The organism is Streptomyces sp. WAC00040 (assembly GCF_056835925.1).
In genome coordinates this window covers 205,409-222,263 of the sequence record NZ_JAKQZE010000004.1, presented here as the reverse complement: position 1 = coordinate 222,263, position 16,855 = coordinate 205,409, and the positions used below count along the sequence as shown (strand labels likewise).

At 72.8% G+C, this 16,855-nt stretch carries 17 protein-coding genes; 11 read left to right on the top strand and 6 right to left on the bottom strand.

What is annotated here, in order from left to right; all coding sequences use genetic code 11:
* Positions 1–32: 32 nt before the first annotated feature.
* From MDN94_RS31465 to MDN94_RS31455, 3 genes are all read left to right on the top strand, one after another.
* Entirely contained in the window at positions 33–722 is a 690-nt protein-coding gene (locus MDN94_RS31465) for a transglutaminase-like domain-containing protein (RefSeq protein WP_441267308.1), read from the top strand.
* Positions 722–1,423: a phosphoribosylanthranilate isomerase gene (locus MDN94_RS31460; protein WP_482729254.1), complete on the top strand. Its 702-nt coding sequence runs from the start codon at positions 722–724 to the stop codon at positions 1,421–1,423. Before MDN94_RS31465 ends, MDN94_RS31460 begins: the two co-directional genes overlap by 1 nt.
* Before the next feature lie 340 nt (positions 1,424–1,763).
* Positions 1,764–2,609, top strand: a complete 846-nt coding sequence (locus MDN94_RS31455) for a DUF4394 domain-containing protein (RefSeq protein WP_482729253.1) — start codon at positions 1,764–1,766, stop codon at positions 2,607–2,609.
* 413 nt (positions 2,610–3,022) lie between these two features.
* Here the strand turns inward: MDN94_RS31455 and MDN94_RS31450 are convergent, their stop codons facing one another.
* Positions 3,023–3,601 carry a DUF2269 family protein gene (locus tag MDN94_RS31450; protein ID WP_482729252.1) on the bottom strand — a complete coding sequence of 193 codons (579 nt, stop codon included), beginning with the start codon at positions 3,599–3,601 and terminating at the stop codon, positions 3,023–3,025.
* 315 nt (positions 3,602–3,916) lie between these two features.
* Here MDN94_RS31450 and MDN94_RS31445 point away from each other — a divergent pair, with 315 nt between their 5' ends.
* The 3 genes from MDN94_RS31445 to MDN94_RS31435 are packed head-to-tail and all read left to right on the top strand — an operon-like array spanning position 3,917 to position 6,324.
* Positions 3,917–4,777, top strand: coding sequence for an NAD(P)H-binding protein (locus MDN94_RS31445; RefSeq protein WP_482729251.1), 861 nt, complete (start codon positions 3,917–3,919; stop codon positions 4,775–4,777).
* Positions 4,774–5,850: a zinc-binding dehydrogenase gene (locus MDN94_RS31440; RefSeq protein ID WP_482729250.1), complete on the top strand. Its 1,077-nt coding sequence runs from the start codon at positions 4,774–4,776 to the stop codon at positions 5,848–5,850. Before MDN94_RS31445 ends, MDN94_RS31440 begins: the two co-directional genes overlap by 4 nt.
* A gap of 21 nt (positions 5,851–5,871) precedes the next feature.
* Positions 5,872–6,324, top strand: coding sequence for an ester cyclase (locus MDN94_RS31435; protein ID WP_482729249.1), 453 nt, complete (start codon positions 5,872–5,874; stop codon positions 6,322–6,324).
* Positions 6,325–6,648: 324 nt separating this feature from the next.
* Here the strand turns inward: MDN94_RS31435 and MDN94_RS31430 are convergent, their stop codons facing one another.
* Genes MDN94_RS31430 through MDN94_RS31420 form a run of 3 tightly spaced genes read right to left on the bottom strand, consistent with a single transcriptional unit; the run spans position 6,649 to position 8,816 of the window.
* Positions 6,649–7,524 (bottom strand): NmrA/HSCARG family protein, encoded by an 876-nt coding sequence (locus MDN94_RS31430; RefSeq protein ID WP_482729248.1) that lies wholly within the window; start codon positions 7,522–7,524, stop codon positions 6,649–6,651.
* On the bottom strand, positions 7,521–8,378 hold the full coding sequence (locus MDN94_RS31425; RefSeq protein WP_482729247.1) for an SDR family oxidoreductase: 858 nt from the start codon (positions 8,376–8,378) through the stop codon (positions 7,521–7,523). Before MDN94_RS31425 ends, MDN94_RS31430 begins: the two co-directional genes overlap by 4 nt.
* A 3-nt stretch (positions 8,379–8,381) precedes the next feature.
* The gene (locus MDN94_RS31420) at positions 8,382–8,816 is read right to left on the bottom strand and encodes a SnoaL/DnrD family polyketide biosynthesis methyl ester cyclase (RefSeq protein ID WP_482729246.1); all 435 of its coding nucleotides are present in this window, start codon (positions 8,814–8,816) and stop codon (positions 8,382–8,384) included.
* Positions 8,817–9,010: 194 nt separating this feature from the next.
* Here MDN94_RS31420 and MDN94_RS31415 point away from each other — a divergent pair, with 194 nt between their 5' ends.
* On the top strand, positions 9,011–9,874 hold the full coding sequence (locus MDN94_RS31415; RefSeq protein WP_482729825.1) for a class I SAM-dependent methyltransferase: 864 nt from the start codon (positions 9,011–9,013) through the stop codon (positions 9,872–9,874).
* Between the two features lie 178 nt (positions 9,875–10,052).
* Here MDN94_RS31415 and MDN94_RS31410 read toward each other — a convergent pair whose 3' ends face one another.
* Positions 10,053–10,808 carry an SDR family NAD(P)-dependent oxidoreductase gene (locus MDN94_RS31410; protein ID WP_482729245.1) on the bottom strand — a complete coding sequence of 252 codons (756 nt, stop codon included), beginning with the start codon at positions 10,806–10,808 and terminating at the stop codon, positions 10,053–10,055.
* 7 nt (positions 10,809–10,815) lie between these two features.
* Entirely contained in the window at positions 10,816–11,892 is a 1,077-nt protein-coding gene (locus tag MDN94_RS31405; RefSeq protein WP_482729244.1) for a serine hydrolase domain-containing protein, read from the bottom strand.
* Positions 11,893–12,283: 391 nt separating this feature from the next.
* Here MDN94_RS31405 and MDN94_RS31400 point away from each other — a divergent pair, with 391 nt between their 5' ends.
* From MDN94_RS31400 to fabG, 4 genes are read left to right on the top strand one after another with little or no spacing between them, the layout of a single operon-like run.
* A complete protein-coding gene (locus MDN94_RS31400; RefSeq protein WP_482729243.1) occupies positions 12,284–13,891 on the top strand; it encodes a class I adenylate-forming enzyme family protein in 1,608 nt (535 codons plus the stop codon).
* A gap of 36 nt (positions 13,892–13,927) precedes the next feature.
* Positions 13,928–14,239, top strand: a complete 312-nt coding sequence (locus MDN94_RS31395; protein WP_482729242.1) for an antibiotic biosynthesis monooxygenase family protein — start codon at positions 13,928–13,930, stop codon at positions 14,237–14,239.
* Positions 14,229–16,049, top strand: a complete 1,821-nt coding sequence (locus tag MDN94_RS31390; RefSeq protein WP_482729241.1) for an FAD-dependent oxidoreductase — start codon at positions 14,229–14,231, stop codon at positions 16,047–16,049. Before MDN94_RS31395 ends, MDN94_RS31390 begins: the two co-directional genes overlap by 11 nt.
* A complete protein-coding gene (gene fabG / locus MDN94_RS31385) occupies positions 16,046–16,852 on the top strand; it encodes a 3-oxoacyl-ACP reductase FabG (protein ID WP_482729240.1) in 807 nt (268 codons plus the stop codon). The genes MDN94_RS31390 and fabG overlap by 4 nt, the downstream gene beginning before the upstream one ends.
* The last annotated feature ends 3 nt before the right edge of the window (positions 16,853–16,855 follow it).

The window sequence follows — 16,855 nt, the reverse complement described above, 5'->3', positions numbered from 1 at the left end:
CCAACCGACAACGAAGCGGACCCCCAGTTGCCATGACGACCCCACTGAGCACCGGCGCCCTCGAGGCCACCGAGTTCCTCGACCACGAGAACGAGCAGGTACGCGCGTTCGTGGCCGACGCCCTGCCGCCCACCGCCACCACACCCACCGAGCAGGCCGTCGCCCTCTACTACGCGGTCCGTGACACGATCCGCTACGAGGTCTACGGCGCCGACCTCACCCGCCAGGGGCTGCGCGCCGGCACCGTGGCGGCCACCGGCTCCGGCATGTGCCTGCACAAGTCGGTCCTCTACGCGGCCGGCCTGCGCTCGCTCGGCATCCCCGCCCGCCTCGTCCTGACCGACGTGCGCAACCACCTCGCCTCCCCGAAACTGGTGAGCCTGCTCGGCGGCGACGTGTTCCACCAGCACTGCCTGACCTCCGTACGCCTCGAAGGCCAATGGGTGCGCGCCACACCGGTGTTCAACAAGAACCTGTGCCGGCTGTACCGGATGGCGCCCCTCGACTTCGACGGCACCACCGACAGCCTGCACCACCCCTTCGACCTGAAGGGGCGCCGCCAGATGGAGTTCCTGCGCTTCCACGGCGAATTCGACGACCTGCCCTACGAGGCCGTCCTGGCCGACCTGCGGGCCGCGCACCCCGGCCTGTTCGGCGCCGGTGGCGACCGCTTCACGGCCGGCTCCCTGGAGCACGACGCCGGCCGGACGGCGGCCGCCTGATGCTGGTCAAGATCTGCGGTGCCACCACCACGGCGGAGGTCGACGCCGTCGCCGCCTCCGGCGCCGACCTGATCGGCCTGTGGCACCACGTACCGGGCGGCCACGCCGACCTGACACTCGACCAGCTCACCGTGCTCGGCGCCCGGGCCCGCGCCGCGGGCCTGGCGCCCGTCCTGGTCACCTTCTCCGCCGACACCGGCCAACTGTCCACGGCCGTACGGGCGGCCGACGCCGCCTGGGTCCAACTGCACGGCTTCCAGCCCCCCGGCGTGCTGCGCGCCCTGCGCGCACAGTGCCCCGAAGGCCCGAAGATCGCCAAAGTGCTGCACGTACGCGACGACACCTGCCTGGAGGGCCGGCTCACCGGCGCCTACGAGCGGGCCGGCGCCGACTGCTTCCTCTTCGACGCCGTCACCGGCGACGGCCGGATCGGCTCCACCGCCCAGCGCCTGGACGACACCACGGTCACGAAACTGGCCGACGCCACCACCCTGCCGTTCCTCCTCGCCGGCGGCCTCGGCCCCGCCAACCACGGCGACTTCCCCGCCACCCGGTCCCATCCCCGCTTCCTCGGCATCGACGTCGACTCCGCCGCCCGCGGCGACGACGGCCGCCTCGAGGTCTCCCGCGCCGCGGCCGTGGTGCACGCCTGGCGCACCGCCCCGGACGCCGACCTCGACATGCGGGCGGGCACCGGCTGAACCGGCTCGCGCGCCCCCGGTGGCGGCGCCCTCGCGGTCGACGCCATGCCGGCCGTGCACCGGATGCGCTGCCGCTCGGCGCGGCCGACAGGGCCCTCACCGGTGACGAGCGTGGGGTGTACCCCCGCGAAGCGAGAACCGGTGGCATCGATGCACACGGCGGTCCGAGTGACGGGGGCGGCGTGCCCATCGCGTACCCGGGCGCCAGGGGGCAGGACGACGACGGGACTTGGTGCGAGCACCGCCATTTGGCCGCGCTCGACGAGCCCGGCCTGTCCATTGCTGATTGCGTCGGGCCTACGCCCCGGCTGTGCGGGCGGCTCGACTCGATGGAGATCTCATGCGCAAGATGGTTCTTGTGGTGGCCCTCGCCGCCGCCCTGTCCTCCGCTTGCCCGGCGCTGGCTGCGGACGACAGCCTCGAAGGCGAAGGTCGCAACGGCCTGAAGGTGACGGGCCTCACCGATGATCAGCGCCTGGTCTGGTTCCGTGCCGGTAACCCTGAAAAGGTCACCTCGTCCGGCACGGTCAGCGGGCTCACGGGCGATTCGCAACTGGTCGGCATCGACTACCGCGTCCAGGACGGCCTGCTCTACGGGGTGGGCGACGCCGGCGGCGTCTACACCATCGACACCAGCGACGCCACGGCGACGAAGGTGTCCCAGCTGAGCATCGCCCTTCAGGGCGACTTCTTCGGAGTGGACTTCAACCCGGCCGCCGACCGGCTGCGGATCATCAGTGACACCGGGCAGAACCTGCGCCACAACGTCAACGTCCCCGTCGGCGGGACCGTCGCCGACAGCACTCTGACCACTCCGCCCGCGGTCACGCCCGCCCTCGGGGTGACCGGCGCCGCCTACACCAACAACGACCTCGACGTGGCCACCGCCACCAGCCTGTTCGACATCGACACCGCCAACGACCGCGTCGTCCTGCAGTCGCCCGCCAACGCCGGCACCCTCGCCCCGACCGGGAACCTCGGCGTCGACGCGGGCCCCAGCGCGGGCTTCGACATCTACTTCTCCGCGAAGGACGGCACCAACCGCGGCTTCGCCGCCCTGCAGACCGGCGATTCCTACCGCTTCTACAGGGTCGACCTGCTCACCGGAGCGGCCGACGACGCCGGCGCCTTCCCCGCGGCCAGGCAGGTCTTCGACATCGCCCTGCCGCTGAACCAGAAGAAGTAGGCCGGTCACACTGCCTCAGCACCGGGTGGGCCGCGATCCGTGCTTCGCGACTCACCCGGCCGGCTGCCCACCGCCCATGGCGCGGGGGCCGTGCGCTGCGGCCACAGCGAGGTCGAACCGGTCGGCCATGTCGGGGACCGCGGTAGGACGAGTGATCACGCTGCCCGCGCGTGCGGGGGCGGCGTCACCGCCCGTGACCAGGGCCGAGGGCCCTTCGCCGGGTGAGGTGGCGGGTCATACGGGTGATCGACGCCCAGGTGATGAACGATTCGCTGACCTGCGGCAGCCTCTCGTGGTCCCGGCAGCGCCGGCCGGCGCTGCCGGGACTGCCGGGCGTTTCCCGGCAACGGCGAGAGTCGGCGCCGCAGCGAGCACCCCGTGCCGGGCACGCCCCGGCACGGGGCCGCCTCCGTTCAGGCCCGCCCGCCGCGCGGCGCGGTGCCCCGCCCCCGCGAGGTGCGGCCCCACGGCTTGTAGACGGACACCACGGCGGCGACGGTCAGCAGCGCGAACAGCACCGGCACGCTCCACAGCAGGAAGTCCGCCGGCCAGCCCGGCTCCGGCGGCGCGCCGCCCGCCGTCGCGGTGTTCTCGGTGGCCTGCATGACGATGGGGTGGATCACGAACCACGCGAAGATCGTCATGAACAGGGTGATCACCCACTTGACGATGATCCACCAGTGCAGCAGCAGGCCCCACTTGGTGCCGCAGGACAGCAGAATGCCGGACAGCGCGGCGGTGATGCTGAACACCGTGACGCAGGTGTCGTCGAAGACGTACATCGCGTAGTAGACGCCCTTGGCGACCGCGGCGTCCTCGGTGGTGTACCCCATGACGGCCAGCACGGCCATCGCCAGGGAAAGACCCACCCAGCCCACCGAAGTCACGACATGGACGGCGAGCGTCAGCCTGCGCCCCCTTCGGGAGAGTTCGAACTTCTTCTTGGTCCTGCCCCGCGTGGTGGGGGACTGGCTTACGGCGGTGGCGGACAAAGCGGCGACCTTTCGTGGGGGACGAGGGAGAGGAAGGCGATGCGACCGGACAGCCGACAGCCCCGCGCAAGCCCCGCGGCCACCCGGCGGCCGGCCGTGCCCGGGCGTGCCGGCGCGCACGGGCACGCAGGCGAGGCCCTCCGCCGGGAGCATCCCCGCCGCCGCTGGAGAACGGCTCGAGCGCTGCTCCCGCCCCGCGCCGCCCCGATCGCGTTCCAGCCAGTCTCCGGGGACCCTCCAGCCGGGCTGTTCAGCCTTGCACCACCAAGGTCCGAGGAGTCTCGGGGAAGCCGGGACCGACAGGGTGGAGCAGGCGTGACAGTTCTGGTGACAGGAGCGACAGGATCCGTCGGCCGGCATGTGGTCGACCACCTCGTGGCGGCGGGAGCGCAGGTGCGGGCCCTGACCCGCACCCCGGCCGCAGCGGGGCTCCCCGACGGCGTCGAGGTGTTCGAGGGCGACCTCGAGCAGCCGCAGACACTGCGGGCCGCCCTGAACGGCGTGGAGCGCCTCTACCTCTTCCCGGTCCCCGAGACCGCGCGGGAGGTCGTCGCCCTCGCCAAGGAGGCCGGAGTGCGCCGCATCGTGGTGCTCTCCTCCTCGTCCGTGCTCGACACCTCCGGCGACAACCACAGCGGCGAGCACCACCGCACCGTGGAGCGCGCCGTGGAGGAGTCCGGCATCGCGTGGACCTTCGTCCGCCCCGACGAGTTCGCCACCAACCTGCTGTGGAAGTGGGGCCACTCCATCCGCACCGAGGGCCTCGTGCGCACCCCCTACGGCGGCGCGCCGCGCGTGCTGATCCACGAGGCCGACGTCGCCGCGGTGGCCGCCACCGCGCTCCTCGAGGACGGCCACACCGGGCAGGCGTACGTCCTGACCGGCCCTCAGGCCATCACCCAGGTGGACCAGGTGAAGGCGATCGCCGCCGCCATCGGCACCGAGGTCGCCTTCGAGGAGATCACCCCCGACCAGGCGCGCGAGCAGATGGGCCACTTCATGCCGCCGCCGGTCGTCGAGATGATCCTCGGCTACCTCGCCGACGCCATGGACAACCCGCCCGTGCCGCTGGACACCGTCGAGCGGATCACCGGCCGCCCGGCCCTCACCTTCGCCCGGTGGGCCGCCGACCACGCCGCCGACTTCGCCCCCCGGCGCGAGACGGTGGCGGCGTGAGCGTCGACACCGGCACAGCCGCCGCCGGCCGCGCAGCCACCCCCGCCGCCGGTGGCCGGACGGCCAACGCCCATGTGCAGCTCACCGGCAGCGGCCGCCCCGAGGACCACATCGTCGCCGGCAACGGCACACGGCCCACGGCCGGCCGGGGCAAGGTCGTCGTCCGCGTCGAGGCCGCCGGCGTGTCCTTCGCCGAGGTGCAGATGCTCCAGCACCTGCACCCCTTCCCGCCCAAGTTCCCCTTCGTGCCCGGCTACGACCTGGTCGGCCGCATCGTCGAGACCGGCGACAACGTCACCGGCTGGAACACCGGCGACCGGGTCGCCGCGATGCCCCGCCACGGCGCCTGGCAGCAGTACGTCGAGGTGCCCGCCGCCGCGCTCGCCGCGGTGCCCGAGCACCTGGACGCGGCCGTCGCCGTCTCCCTGATCACCAACGGCGTCACGGCCTACCAGATGCTGCACCGGCAGACCGCGCTCGCCGCCGGCTCCACCGTGCTCGTGCACGGCGCCAGCGGCGGCGTCGGTACCCTGCTCACCCAGCTCGCCGTCCACGCGGGAGTGCGCGTCATCGGCACCGCCTCACCCGCCAAGCACCCCGCGGTGCGCGCCCTGGGCGCCGAGCCCCTCGACTACCGCACCGGCGACCTCGCCGCCGCCGTCCGGGAACTGGCACCCGACGGCGTCGACGCCGTCTTCGACCACATCGGCGGCCGCGGCCTCGACGCCGGCTGGGCCATGCTCGCCGACGGCGGCACCCTCGTCTCCTTCGACTCCTCCGTGGCCGGCTACCGGCCCGGCCAGTGGTTCAGGCCGCATGTGCCCGCACTGCGCCGCACCGCCGCCCGCTGGATCGCGGCCAAGCTCCGCCTCACCCGCGGCCGCCGCCAGAGCATGTACTACGTCAAGCCCGGCGACGACTTCCGAACCGACCTCGCCGCCCTGTACCGGCTGGTCGACGAGGGCGTTTTGAGCCCCGAGATCGCCGGCCGCCACCAACTGGCCGAGGCCCCGGCCGCGGTACGCGCCCTGCTGGACGGCGCCACCGTCGGCAAGCACGTCCTGATCCCCTGAGACCGGTAAGGAACCCTCACCATGACCGCAACGCTCGCCGAACTGCCCATCCAGAGCGTCCAGGAGCGCAACAAGCAGATCGCGCTCGACTGCGCCGCCGCCTGGAACCGCTGGGACCTGGACGGCATCTTCGTCCACTGGTCGCCGGACATCCGGCACTTCTCCGAGGACCGCCCCGTCGACTCGCAGGCCATGAAGCAGGCGATGCGCGGCGGCCTCGCCGCCTTCCCCGACCTGCACCTGGACGTCAAGAGCGCCGTCTCGCAGGGCGACCGCGTCATCCTGCGCATCACCGTGACCGCCACCCACCTCGGCGATTTCATGGGCAAGGCCGCGACCGGCAAGAAGGTCACCTGGTTCATGCTCGAGGAGCTGCGCTTCGACGACGCCGGGAAGATCATCGAGCACTACGACGTCTTCAACTACCTGCCGATGCTCAAGGAACTGGGCTTCGTCGCCGCCGACGTCCTGTGACCTTGCCGCACCACCGAAGGGCCCGGGCCGCCGACACGGCCCGGGCCCTTGTCCGTGCCCCGGCCCAGCCGGCCGCCGCCGGCAGCCCGGGGAAGATCCCGCATGTCGTCGAACACGATCGCGGCCCCGCCGGCCGGGATGCCAGGCCGCCGCAGTGGCCGAACGCCCGCATCCCGGCCGCCCGCGCCGCCCTTGACCACCGCACACGCCCGGTGCTCCACCCCCAGGGGCCGTGCGAGTGCAGGAACAGGTCGTGAGTGAAGCTGCCGGCACGAAGGGCCCGGACCGCCGACACGGTCCGGGCCCTTCGTGCGGTGGTCGGGGTCAGAGGTCCAGCGACTTCAGATACGCCCCGAACGACAGCAGCCCCGGGTGCTCGGCCCGCAGCGCGGGGATGTCCGCCCGGTAGCCGTGCTCCTGGAACCACTCGAACATCAACGCGATCTCCGGCGCGTTGGGGATGTACGGGTTCGCCGCCACCGCGTCCAGCGGCAGCTCCTCGAACCGGGCCGGCAGGCCTGTCCGCGCGGCGAACGCCTCGGCGACCTGCGTCGCGCTCAACTCGTCGCCCGCCAGCTCCACCGCACGGCCCACATACTCCGCGGGCCGCTCGAAGGCCTCGGCGGCGAAGAAGCCGATGTCCTCCACCGCGATGAACTGCACACGGGTGTCCGGCTTCAGCGCCAGCTGCACCACCAGCGTCCCGTCCACCTGTCGCGGGCCGTGCGCGGCGAAGTTGTCCATGAAGAACGACGGACGCAGCACCGTCACCGGCACGGAAAGCTCCTGCAGATACCGCTCGATGTGCCGCTTGGACTCGAAGTGCGGTACGCCGCTGTGCCGTTCCGCACCGCCCACCGAGCTGTACACCACGTGCGCCACGCCGGCGGCCTTCGCCGCCCGCGCCACCGCGCGGCCCTGGCGGACCTCGCCGCCCAGGCCCTTGGGCGTCATGAACGTCTGCACGGAGAACACCCCGTGCACACCCTCCATCGCCGAACGCAGCGACGCCTCGTCGTCCAGGTCGCCCCGTACCAGCGTCACGCCCAGGTCGGTCAGCGCACGGGCCGCCTCGGAGGCCGGGTCGCGCACCAGCGCCGCCACCGGGCGCCCACGGCGCACCAGTTCACGCGCGGTCGCCCCGCCCTGAAGGCCCGTCGCACCGGTCACCAGGACCGTCCCGCCGCCCTCGCTGCTCACGCCATCACCTCCTCGGCGGCGAACAGCGCCGCGTTCGCCTCGGCCCACGTCCGGTAGCTGCGCGGCTCACGGCCGGTCAGCAGCCGCACCGCCGGCGTCGGCCGGGACCACGGCACCTCGGGGCTGTGCAGGGCGGCCACATTGGTCACCGCGGCCGGCCGGTCGCCGGTGATGCCCGCGAAGACCTCCACGACCTCCTCCTGCGGCGCGACCGAGAAGTCCAGCTCACGGCCCAGCACCTCGCCCAGGATGCGGGCCTGCTCCTTCGAGGTCAGCACCTCGGAGCCGGTCAGCACATACGCCTTGCCCCGGTGGCGCTCGTCGGTGAGCGCGGCCACCGCCGAGGAGGCGATGTCGTACTCGTCGATCGGCGCACCCGGGTTGTTGCCGATCCAGCAGCGCACCGCGCCGCTCTCCCGCACGGTCCTGATCCACCACGAGGTGTTGGCGTGGAACGGGCCGGGCCGCAGGAACGTCGTGTCGGCGCCCGACGCGGTGATGGCCTCCTCCGCGGCCCGGTGCTCGTCCGCGATGCCGTGCGGCAGCGGATGCAGCACGCTCGCGGACGACAGGAACACCAGGTGCCCCACGCCCGACGCCGCCGCGGCCGCGGCGACGCCCCGGGCCTCGCCCGCCACATCGCCGGACAGCACCACCAGCGCCGAACCCACCCCCGCGAACGCGGCCGCCAGCGACGCCGGGTCGGCAGGAGAGCCCGCCACCACCTCGACGCCGGCCGGCAGGTTGGCCTCCTCGGGGGTACGGCTCAGGGCCCGCACCCGGTGGCCCGCCGCGGCGAGCTGCGTAACGGCCTCACGGCCCACCTTGCCGGTCGCTCCGGTGACGAGAATCATGACTCAGTCCCTCCAGCCGTTCGGCTCCGGCCACGGCGACCCGAGCTGCCGGTAGGTGCCCTGGTAGTCCGGCCAGTCACGGTGGTCACGGATCTTGCCGTCGACCAGACGGATCAGATGGATCTGCTCCCCGGAGAAACGGCGCCCGGTCGGCGCCATCCCCACCAGGTCGCCGACATGACGGCCGTACAGGACCAGGTTGGCGCGCACCCAGTCGCCACGCTCCTCGATGAGGACCTCCTCGAGGTACGCCTCCTCCGAGAAGGTCATCTTCAGCCACTTCACGGCCATCGCGAACGAGTCCGGACCCCGCAGGTCCATGTGCTCCATCGTCGCCGGATTCAGATAATCCGGGTGGATGAATTCCGCGACGTCATCGGTCTTTCCGGTGTTGTACGCCTCCACCATGCGGCGTACCGCCGCTATATGACTGCTCATCGCATTCCCTTTCGCCGGGCGCCCAGCAGAAATTCAGGACACTGGCCGACATTGTGCGGTGGCCGAAGAGGCCGGGCAAGCGGCGAATTGCCGGCGTCGACCGGCTCTCGAACGGCCCTCCACCACCACCCGGCCGGAAAGCCGCAGCATTCACCCTGAACAGATCCATGCCGCCACCACCCCCGGAGCTGACCGTGGACACCGCGACCACCTACAAGACGAAAGTCACCGCCGCCTTCAACAAGGCCGCTGCGGCCTACGACCGGCTCGGGGTCGAGTTCTTCACCCCCATGGGCCGCCGGCTCGTCGAGCACGCCCGCCCGCAGCCCGGACAGCGGCTCCTCGACGTCGGCTGCGGCCTGGGCGCCACCCTTCTGCCCGCCGCCGACCGGATCGGCCCCACCGGTCACGCGCTGGGCATCGACATCGCCGAGGCCATGATCGAACAGGCCGGCCAGGAGGCGCGGCGCCAAGGCATCGACAACGTCGAACTGCGGGTCATGGACGGCGAACACCCCGACCTGCCCGCCCGGTCCTTCGACCTCGTCATGGGCAGCTACAGCGTCATCTTCCTCCCCGACGCCCGCGCCGCCCTCGCCCGCTACGCCGGCCTGCTGCGCGACGGCGGCCGGATCGCCTTCACCAGCCCCGTCTTCCGCAAGGACGACTTCCCCTTCCTGCCGCCGCTGTTCAGCCGCTGGATCCCCATGTCGCTGCTCCAGCACCTGCCGCCCGCCTGGCACCCCGAGCAGCTGCGGCGCCAGCTGCACTCCTGGCTCGAGGACCCGGCCGACCTCGAAGCCGCCCTGCGGCAGGCCGGATTCACCGACACCGTCATCACCGACGAGGTGGTCGAGATGACCGCCGCGAGCGGCGAGGACTGGGTCGAGTGGTCCCACACGCAGGGCATGCGGCTGCTGTGGCAGCACCTGCCCGCCGACGAGGCCGCCGCCCTGCGCGCCCGCCTGACCGGCGAACTCGACGCCCTGCGCGACGCCGACGGCCTCATCCGCATCGACGTCCCGGTCCGCTACGTCACCGCCACCGTCGCCCGCTGACCCCCCGCGGCCCTGCCGGCGACGCGGCCCGCAGGGCTGCTCGCACGGCGGCGGTCCGGCCCGCACCGGCGGTGGACCGAGCGCACGTCGGCGGCCCTCCGCACGGTGGCGGGAGCCGCACCTGAAGCGGCCCCCGGGGGCATCCCCCGGGGGCCGCTTCAGGTGTGCGTGGCGGGCGTCAGGTCACCGACAGTGCGCCGTCCACCGCCACGACCGTGCCGTTGGCGTACCCGGCCTCCGGACGGGTCAACTGGACGATCCACCAGGCGATGTCCTCCGGCCGGCCCACCCGGCCCGCCGGGATCCGCTCCGCCATCTGCGCGAGGAACGCCTCGTACGCCTTTGCCGGCATCCCGGCCCGCACCCCCACACCGGTGTCCACGACACCGGGCGCGACACCGACCGAGCGGATGCCGCGCGGCGCGAGCTCGACGGCCCAGGTGCGGGTCAGGAAGTCGAGCGCCACCTTCGCCATCCCGTACACCGAGTTCTCCGGCCAGGCGCGGCGGCCCAGCGAACCCGCGGAGCTGACGTTCACCACGACCCCGCCGGCGGCCTCGAGCGCGTCCAGGGCGGCCTGCGTCAAAAAGACCGGCGCGAGCAGATTCGTGCCCAACTGCTCGCGCACACCATCGCGTTCCAGACCGTCCAGGGGCGCGAATGCGGTGACCGCCGCATTGTTCACGAGAACATCGAGGCGGCCGAATTCTTCGAGCGCCGTCCGGACAATCAGACCGGGCGCATCGTGGTCGTGGACATCGGCGACCAGAATGCGAATTCGGTCGTGCCCGTCCGCTGTTTCCTTCAGCGTCGATTCACTGCGCCCGACAATGAGCACATGCGCGCCGTCGTCCGCGAAAGCGCGGGCCGTGGCGGCGCCGATTCCCGTGCCGCCGCCGGTGACGACGACCGATTTCCTCACCTGGTCCGTCATCGCGGCCTCAGGAGCACAGGGCGGTGTTGACACCGCGGATGACGGCCTGCTCGGCCTCCGGGCCGAAGTCCTTGTCGCCGATCGTGAACGACAGCTGCACCCGGGCCGACCGGTCGCGGGTGGTGGCCGCGAACGTGGCGTAGCCGGGGATGCCGGCGCCGTGGCCCCACAGGTCCAGGTCGTCGTCGTTCTCCAGCTTCATGATGCCCAGGCCGTAGCCGATGCCCATCGGCAGGTTCTCGATCATCTCCGGCGGCAGCGGCGTCGTCATCTCGGTGAACTCCGGCTCGTTCAGCAGCGTCCCGTCGAACAGGGCGCAGAAGAACCGGTCCAGATCCGCCGTGGTGGAGATGATCTCGCCCGCGCAGCCGGCCTCCGAGGGGTTCATCAGCGTCACGTCGACCGGCTCGCCGCCGATCTGCATGTAGCCGCGGGCGTGCGGGCCGGGGATGTTCGGGTCGTCGCCCGGCAGCGTCGTCTCCGTCAGCCCCAGCGGCTGCAGGACCCGCTCGGTGATCTCCTCGCGGTAGGAGCGGCCGGTGATCTTCTTGATGAGCAGGCCGACGATGAAGTAGTTGGTGTTGCAGTACGCGAACTTCGTGCCCGGCTCGAACTCCAGCGGCTTGGCCGCCGCGATGGCGATCAGGTCCTCGGGCTCGTAGTGCTTGTAGCGGTCGCGCAGGAACCGGTCGCCCGGCTTCTGGAACGAGTCCATGTAGTTGTACAGGCCGCTGGTGTGCTGCATCAGGTTCCGGACGGTGATCTTCTCACCGTACGGGAGCAGCCCCGGCAGGTAGGACTCCACACTCCGGTCCAGGTCCAGGCGGCCCTCGGCGACCAGCTGCAGCACCACCACGGCCACGAACGGCTTGGTGATGCAGGAGATACGGAACCGGCCGTCCGCGGGAACCGGCCGGTCCGAGCCCAGCTCCGCGATCCCGGAGGTGACGACGAAGGAGTTGTCCCCCCGGGTGACCCGGAACTGCACGCCGGCCGCGCCGGCCTGGACCAGCCGGTCCGCCGCTCCCTGCACGGCCTGCTGAAGAGCCGAGACCCCCGGCCGGTCGATCGTCGTCTGCGTCATGCGTGAAACCCCCATCGGGTGGCGAATCGGTCCGTGCGCGGGCCCGGAGTGTCCGGCTGCGGCGCCGTCCGCCACAAGGGCGGCACTTCGCGACACGACCCGGCTCCTGCGCAGGCAATGACGTACGCGGCCCAACGTGGCCGCCCGCGATGGAGGCCCGCCCGCACGCCGCTGGAGCGTTGCTCGCGCACCGGGCCCGCCCCGCCCCGCGCCCCCGGTGCCCCGGCGCCGTCCGCGCCCCGCCGAGAGACCGTCGAGCGGACTTCCACGGTTTCTCGAGCGCGGCGGCACAGCGTGGCATGCGACACCCGACCGGTGCCTGCCGGCGCTGGTGCCCTCCCGGCAGGCCCAGCCGGTCGCGGCATCACGCCACCCGGAGGAGGACCACGCCGTGCCGCGATTCACGTATCCGGAACTGCCCCTGGACGGACTGCTGCGCCAGGCCGCCGTCCGGGATCCCGACGGCACCGCCCTGACCCGCGGGCAGCACACCCTCACCTACGCCGAACTCGACGCCCGCGCGGACCGCGTCGCCCACTACCTCCTGCGCGCCGCGCCCCGGCCCACCACCGTCGGCGTGGCGAACACCCTCGACACCGCGTTCGCCGCCACCTACTACGGCACCAGCCGCAGCGGCCACACCATCGCCCTGGTCAACCCGCTCATCGGGGAGGCGGCGCTGCGGCACGTGTTCACCGCCGCCGCGATCGAGATCGCGTTCGTGCCCCGCGCCACCGCCGAACTGCTCACCAAGATGCGCGAGGAACTGCCCCGCCTGCACACCCTCGTCGTCACCGACGCCGACGACGGCGTGGTCCCCGCCGACGCGACTCCCCTCCACGTCGCCCTGGACGGCGCCGGCGACGGGCCGGCCGCCCCCGCCCACGGGCCGGCCGACCCGTCCTCGACCGTGTGCCTGCAGTTCACCACCGGCACCACCGGCCGCCCCAAGGGGGTGCGCCTGACCCACCGCAACCTGGTCGCCAACGCCCACCAGATCGCCCTCGCCCACGGTCTCGGCCCGGCGTCCGTCACCCTCAACCACCTGCCGCTGTTCCACGTGATGCACCTCAACTCGGCCGTGTGCGCCGGCGCCGCGCAGGTGCTGTGCACCGACGGCGACCCCCTCGCCTCCCTCACCCTGGCCGCCCGTACCGGCGCCACCCACTACTACGGGCTCCCCGCCCGCCTGCACCGCCTCGCCGCCGATCCGCGCCTCACCGCCCCGGCCGCCGTGCCCGCCCTGCCCCGGCTCACCGCCGTCATGTCCGGCGGCACCGCCCTCGCGCCCGCCGCCGCCCGCCGGCTGAGCCGGGCGCTCGGCGTCCCCGTCGTCCAGGGCTACGGCATGGCCGAACTCTCCCCGCTCAGCCACAACCAGCGCCTCACCGACGACCCCCGCCCCGGCGCCGTCGGCCACCCCCTGCCCGGCACCGAGAGCCGCATCGTCGGCCTCGACTCCCGCAGGCCCGCCGAGCCCTGGACCACCGGCGAAGTACAGGTCCGCGGACCCCAACTGATGGCCGGCTACCTCAACGACGACGAACCCTCCCGGATCGACGCCGAGGGCTGGTTCTCCACCGGCGACATCGGCTACCAGGACACCGACGGCGCCCTGTTCCTCGTCGACCGGCTCGGCGACGTCTTCAAGTACGACAACGAACTCGTCTCACCCACCGCCGTCGAACGGATCATCGCCGACGACCCCCGCGTCGCCGAATGCGTCGTCGTCGGCTGGCCCGACGCCGTCCACGGCGCCGTCGTCTGGGCCGGCATCGTCCTGCGCGAGACACCCCGCCCCCCGCACCACGCCCCCCACGCCGTCCTCGACGTCCTCGACGCGATCACCGAGAAGGCCAACTCCCGCCTGGCCCACTTCGAACGCATCCGCCGCGTCGAAGCCCTCGAGACCGTCCCGCGCACCCCCACCGGCAAACCCCGCCGCACCGAACTGCGCACCCGGCTGCGCGCCCGCGCCACCGCGGAAGCAGCCGCCTGACCCCACCCCTTACCGACCTGTCGCAGGAGGCAGACCATGGTGACCTTCGTCAACAAGCTGACCGTGCACGGCGACCACGACACCTTCCTCGCCGTCCGCGCCCGCCTCACCGCCTACATGACCGCCCAGCCCGGCTACATCAGCCACCAGAACCTGCGCGCCGTGGGCCAGGACAACATCCACCTCGAGATCGCCGTGTGGGACAGCCCCCAGGCCCACCGCGCCGCCGTCACCAGCGCCGGCTTCGCCGCCATCGTCGCCGACCTCAAGCCCCTGGTGACCGCCGAACCCGCCCTGTACACCGACGAGAGCGCCGACGCCCCGCTGGAGGCGGCCGGTGTCCGATGACCTGTGCCCCCACGTCCTGATCGCCGGCGCCGGCCCGGTCGGCCTGAGCGCCGCCCACGAACTGGCCCGCCGGGGCCTGCGCGTGCGCCTCGTCGACGCCGCCGCCGGCCCCGCCCGCACCAGCCGCGCCGTCGCCGTCCACCCGCGCACCCTGGAAACCCTCGACCAGATGGGCACCCTCGCCCCCGTCGTCGAGGCCGGCCGCACCAACCGGGCCTTCACCATGTACGCCTCGGGCCGCCGCCTGGTGCGCCTGGAGGCCGACTACCGCAGCATGCCCACCCGCCACCCCTACACCGTCATCATCGAACAGACCCGCACCGAAGCCGTCCTGCGCGACGCCGTCACCGCCCTCGGCGTCGACATCGAATGGGGCGTCCGCCTGACCGGCTTCGAGCAGGACACCACCACGGTACGAGCCACCCTGCGCCACACCGACGGCACCGAGGAAACCTGCGAGACCGCCTGGCTCATCGGCTGCGACGGCGGCCACAGCACCGTACGCAAACACCTCGGCCTGCCCCTGATCGGCGAGAGCAGCGACACCTGGATCCTCGCCGACGCACCCGTGCGCACCGACCTCGAACCCGACAGCATCTACTGGGTCCACACCGGCAAACAGGCCCTGATGATGGTGCCCTACGCCCGCAGCGGCCACTGGCGGCTGCTCGACACCGCACCCGACAGCGCCGACGCGACCGGCGCCGCCGACCGCTTCGCCGCCCGCCTCACCAAGGGCCTGGGCCGCCCCGTCCACGTCGGCGACCCCGCATGGACCTCCGTCTTCACCTTCCAGCAGCGCATGGTGCCCCGCATGCACACCGGCCGTGTCTTCGTCGCCGGCGACGCCGCCCACGTGCACAGCCCCGCCTCCGGACAAGGCATGAACACCGGCATCCAGGAGGCCTACAACCTCGCCTGGAAACTCGCCATGGTCCACCACGGCCACGCCCGCCCCGCACTGCTGGACACCTACAGCACCGAACGCGTCCCCATCGGCAGGGCACTGCTCGGCTCCACCCGCACCGCCACCTTCCTCGTCGCCCTCAAGAACGCCCTCGCCTCCCTCGCCCTGCCCGTCGTCTTCACCGCCGTCCGCAACCTGCCCCCGCTGCGCCGCGCCATCCAGCGCAAGGTCCTCGGCGGCATGTCCGGACTGCGCATCGACTACGCCGACAGCCCGCTGACCACCGGCGCCCGGCACGAGTACGTCCCCGTCGCCGACCCGCTCGCCGTGCCCGTCCCCACACCCCGGCGCCGCCACGTCCCCGGCCCCGGCGAACGCGCCGCCACCGCCACCGCCCGCCGGCCCGACTCACCCGGCCCCCTCGCCCTCGCCGACGAACTGCGCGACGTCCGCTTCACCCTGATCCTCACCCCCGGCGACCGCACCCCCACCTCCGAGCGCACCGCCGCCGACGCCGCCGCCCGCCACGGCACCTGGCTGTCCGTCCGCACCGTCACCGACACCGCCACAACCCACGCCGACGCCGACGCGCCGGGCCCCCGCCCGCTGCCCGACCCCGACGGCGCCCTGCGCCGGGCCCTGGGCCTGGCCCCCGGCGCCTGGGCGCTGATCCGCCCCGACGGCTACCTCGCCGCCCGCGGCGGCCTGCTCACACCCCGCGCCCTCGACGAGGCCCTGCGCCCGCTGTCCCTCGCCCCGCACCAGCCGCGCACCGCCCGGATCCGCCGCGCCGACGCCGTTCTCCAGCAGCCCTCCTGCGGCCTTCGAGCGGACTTGGACACCGTCGGGACCACCGTCGGCACCACCGCCGTCGGCGCACCGCACAAGGAGGCAGCACGATGACGCCACCGCCCCCTCCACCGCCACCGCCGGCCGCGCCGGTCGCCCTGGTCACCGGAGCCACCAGCGGCATCGGCCTCGCCGTGGCCCGCGACCTCGGCCGCCGCGGCCTGCGCGTCTTCATCTGCGCCCGCACCGCACAGGAGGTCAAACAGACCGTCGAGGACCTGCGCGACGAAGGCCTGGAAGTCGAAGGCACCGCCGCCGACGTCCGCTCCCGGGAGTCCGTCGCCGCCCTGGTGCGCACCGTCCTGGACACCTACGGACCCGTCTCCGTCCTCGTCAACAACGTCGGACGCAGCGGCGGCGGCCCCACCGCCGACATCGCCGACGACCTCTGGTACGACGTCATCGACACCAACCTCAACAGCGTCTTCCTGCTGACCCGCGAAGTCCTCAAGAACGGCGGCCTCGCCGACGCCTCCTGGGGCCGCATCATCAACATCGCCTCCACCGCGGGAAAGCAGGGCGTCCTGCTCGGCGCCCCCTACACCGCCTCCAAGCACGGCGTCGTCGGCTTCACCAAGGCCCTCGGCAAGGAACTCGCCCCCGCCGGCATCACCGTCAACGCGGTGTGCCCCGGCTACGTCGAGACCCCGCTGGCCGAACGCGTCCGCCAGGGCTACGCCGCTGCCTGGGACACCACCGAGGAATACGTGCAGGAGCAGTTCGAGGCCAAGATCCCCCTCGGCCGCTACACCACCCCCGAAGAGGTCGCCGCCCTGGTCGGCTACCTCACCACCGAACACGCCGCCTCCATCACCGCCCAGGCACTCAACGTCTGCGGCGGACTGGGCAACTTCTGAAAG